The 4,109-nt window shown below is 41.5% G+C and carries 3 protein-coding genes; 1 reads left to right on the top strand and 2 read right to left on the bottom strand.

All coding sequences use genetic code 11. The annotated features are described in order from the left end of the window. Nucleotides 1-1,000: 1,000 nt before the first annotated feature. Complete coding sequence (locus ACE1CC_RS17010) at nt 1,001-1,612, bottom strand: hypothetical protein (protein ID WP_413271621.1); 612 nt, start codon at nt 1,610-1,612, stop codon at nt 1,001-1,003. Nucleotides 1,613-1,930: 318 nt separating this feature from the next. Between ACE1CC_RS17010 and ACE1CC_RS17005 the strand changes: the two genes are divergently transcribed. After that, the gene (locus tag ACE1CC_RS17005) at nt 1,931-3,502 is read left to right on the top strand and encodes a protelomerase family protein (protein ID WP_413271620.1); all 1,572 of its coding nucleotides are present in this window, start codon (nt 1,931-1,933) and stop codon (nt 3,500-3,502) included. 56 nt (nt 3,503-3,558) lie between these two features. Here ACE1CC_RS17005 and ACE1CC_RS17000 read toward each other — a convergent pair whose 3' ends face one another. After that, nucleotides 3,559-3,804, bottom strand: coding sequence for a hypothetical protein (locus tag ACE1CC_RS17000; protein WP_413271619.1), 246 nt, complete (start codon nt 3,802-3,804; stop codon nt 3,559-3,561). Nucleotides 3,805-4,109: the final 305 nt, after the last annotated feature.

The following is a 4,109-nucleotide window of genomic DNA, read 5'->3' as shown; positions in this document are numbered from 1 at the left end:
GAGACGCGGCATATCTGTGTACTAGTGCATAGACAGCAGCCTCATCTTTTGCGTCATCTCTGTACTTAGGACTTGTACATAGATAGATGGGAAATTCATCTGTGTACTATCGATTAGTGCATAGATATCTGAATTTGCAGCTTTCTGTGTACTAGGCTAGTGCATTGATAATCTCAATAATTTCTGTTGTCTGTACTAGGTTAGTACATAGTTGCCTCGACTAACAGCTTTCTGTGTACTACCAACTTGTACATAGATAGCCTGGTTTCCTGGTTTTTACTTTTCAGATTTGCATCAATTCAAAAAGCGATCGCGTAGCGTGCTGTAGGCATATCGCCACTGCTCCACAATCCTGCGTTAGTTCCTGTTAGTTAATGCAGCTTATTTTTTATTATTAAATCGGCAATATTTCCAGAGTTACTAACAGCTTGATAGCGATTCGTAGCACTGGCTACGGAGTGCGATCGCACCGAAGCAAGCATATCTTATAACCTCTCCACCACTAACCACAGCTTTCATGGGATTGATATGGACACTCAGGGACAGACAGGAGAGGATAGAGGCAGCTTCGGCTATGACTTACGGCTTCTGATAGCTTCGGCAATTTTCACCCCTATTGGAGCCTCACCATTTTGGAGCAGGGGAGAGAATACCCCTAAAAAGCTAAACACCCAAAACTTAATCCTAGTAGCTCAGTTTGCTGGCTTTACTAAATAGCACCTTATGCAGTTTTCTATAATAAAATCGCGACAGGTGCTACTACCTCAAACTATTGCCTCACAATGCTTTAAGTCAGGTGCTATCGCGTTTTTATTCTCTGAACTCCGTAATATTCTATCTGCTCAGTCTGTCTGTATATGTTAGGCGCTGGGGACTGGGGACTGGGAACAACATTAACTGCTCCAAAATACCCGATTCAGCCTGATACTTTGGAGCAGTTAATGTTAGTTGAAAGCAGCGACTACCTTATCTAGCATCGGTAGCCACTAGCGGCGAGTGACTATTTGTTGGATTGGGATAGCAGTTCTAACTCAATTTCTGCCCGTGTTTTCCCCTTAGTGTTTACCCCTTGAGCTTTGGCATAGCTGAGGAATTCACGCCACGATAGGGCATGGTATGGGGGTTTTTGTTCGGGGCTGGGGGCTGGGGATTCTGTAGGTTCAGCGGCTTCTGTTGGTTCTACATCGATAACACCCTTAGTTGGGTCGATCACTTCGTTTGGTTTCATCGCGGCGATCGCCTTATCAGCCGATTCCCAATCTGAGTAGACATCGCAACCGCTTGGTTTAGTGGATGCTGTGGGTGCTGTCGGTTCAGTTGGTTCTATGCTGTCTGTGGTTTCGTTAGCGGCGGGTAATTCTGCGATAGGTGCGTCTCCAAATTGCGAGTTAATAACATCTTTGAATTCCGGTAACTCATCTGGACAAACTTGATTAACCATTGCGATCGCAGTCTGTAGTTGTTGGACTGCACTTTCCATCGCAGCCTCGACACTTCCAACCTTCTGAGCGTGTGCCTGTAATGCTGAGATTTTGGCGTTAAGTTCATCGATTTGAGCTTGGTATCCAGAGACAACAGATTGAATTTCGTTTAAGCGGTGTTGCAGTAACATTTGATTTTCTCCTTAATTTCTGTGGCGTTCAAGGTGTAGCGAGTGACAGGAGAGAGCGTTGTCAGGTCTTGAGAGGCTTTTCTCTACTTTGAGGCGTGTGAGAAGTTTCGCTTCAGTGGTTTGTTTTTCCGTTCCCCTATGTTTATTAGAATAACCCCAATCTATGTACTATGTCAATAGGTTTACAAGCAATTAGTACATAGAATAACTTATAGACTATCTATGTACTAATAATAAATTCTAATTGTTCCGCTATTGTCACTAGTACACAGAATAAGCTATAACTAGTACATAGATAAGCAAGCGAGGTACATAGATATGCGACGTAGTCCACAATCACAACTTAGAGATGAACAGTTTTTTAAACCGTTTTTAGATGAAGTAGGACAGTTAAAAAGTGAATCAGCTATCGAAGCATTATGTAAGGAGTGGCTACCAAAGATTCAGGAGTATTGCACCCAATTATCTAAAAAAGTAGACGATTCTGGAAACAAGGTACTTTCTGTAAATACCTATAACGACAAGCTTTCAAACTTCCGTAACATGATTTTGGCTTGGCAGAAGGGTATAAGCTTAACCAAAGATAACAGTTATAAACCTGAAGGCAAGGATAAGAGTAAAGCCTATAATGGTAAAATACACTATGCTTGGAAGTACCTTAAAGAAGGCTTAGAGTTCTACAGAGAAAGAACTGAAAAGACTTTACAAAAAAGCGAAAATAGGTTGCAGGAATCAGAAGCAATCACACTGGAAATAGTAGAACAATATATCGCCACTGCTACAAAATTAATCGCTTCATACGACTGGAGAGAGGTAGTTGCTGGCATTATTGCACTGACAGGTAGACGCTTCGGGGAGGGAATGAAAACAGCTAAGTTTGAGCCTACTTCCCTGTATAAAGTACGTTTTACTGGACAGTTAAAACATGGTGTAGAAGACTATGAAATGTTCTCGTTAATTGAGTCTCATATCGTAGCCAAGGAACTAGACCGACTGCGTAATATGCCAGAAATCAAAGCTTTAAAAGCTGAGGATATCGAACAAATAACCAATGATAAAAATTCAACTGTTAACAACTGTGTTAAAGAACATTTTGGCTCATTTGTGCCAGTGCTGTCAGATGACAAGGGAACAGGCAACCTGTCTACCCGATCGCTCAGATACATCTACGCGGCGATTGCTGCTTATTGGTTTAAGCCAGCAAGAAAGGAAACACTAACTTTCTATAAGGAACAGTTGGGGCATATTTCTAAAACTGCTGCATTTAGCTATGTGGCTTACCAAGTTTGTGACAACGAAGGACTACCTTTTCATTCTGGAGTAAACATTAAAATGCTAGAAACTGCACCTACAACCATTGAGAAAAAAGAAATTCGCTACAGAATGACTGAAGAACAAAAGCAGAAGCTTGACCAATTGCAAAGTGAATGGGGACTGGAAACACAGGCAGAAGTAATGGAGCAGGTACTTAAATACGTTGAACTTGGTATGAGAAAAGCACCAGTAGCAGAGGAAAAAGCACCAGTAGCAGAAGAGGAAACACCAGCAACCAAGCCAACAGACAACACCCAAGATATTGACCTAGAATCTGTAAGTTTAGAAGACTTAAACAACAAGTACAAAACTCACCCTGGAAGTGCCGAAGAACGGATGAGACGTGCGGTACAAGCAATCATGGACTATAACGATTATGTTGCCACTGAACAGCAGCAAAGATGGAGAGTGACTACATCAATCCTGGCTCAACTGAGTGGTAGTCGTTCTGATAGGATAAAAGACTTTTTTAATAAGCATGAAACCTGGATTAATGACCATAACGAAAAATATAACTTCTCTGCTTATCACAACAAAGGTAAAGGCGATATCACGGAAGTAATCAAGGTTAAATAACATAAGCAAACTAATAAGAATAATGCCCTCAGATGTTGGTCTGAGGGCATTCTGCATTACCTATCAAGTGGGCAAGCTATGGCAGCAATTAGCGATGACCAAAGCTTAAATTGTTTCCTGTTTTCTTCAATTTCTTCACAATCTTCATTGACCGGGGAAAACTCCCCAGTGTAGAAAACTTTGTGATACCAAATTTGACGCAACACCCAAGCTTGAGATTTGGGGAACTTGTACAGGTAATTACATCCACCTTCCTTGGTTTCCCAGCCTTCTGTAGTTTCTGTTATTTTGATGTTAGACATCGCTTATTCTCCTGTTAATCTACGAAAATCTTCACGGGCTTTTCTGTAGGCATGACTTCCAATCTTTACCCCATAAATCGCTGGGAGTATAACAGTAAGCTTGGTTTCTCCTTCTGCCCAAAATCTACGAATCTGGTTTAACTTTTCTTCATCTGAACTATTAATTGTAGCAGCCAGCAATAAGAAACACTCCGACCAGCAATAACGAGCATTCTGAGCCAGGATTAATTGCAACAATGATGGTGAATTGAGCCAGGATTATCTGCGATTGGGACAGAATTAACTGCAACCAGCCAGCAATAAGA

It is taken from the genome of Floridaenema aerugineum BLCC-F46, assembly GCF_041929345.1.
GTDB lineage: Bacteria > Cyanobacteriota > Cyanobacteriia > Cyanobacteriales > Aerosakkonemataceae > Floridanema > Floridanema aerugineum.
This window is presented reverse-complemented; position numbering and strand designations above follow the sequence as displayed.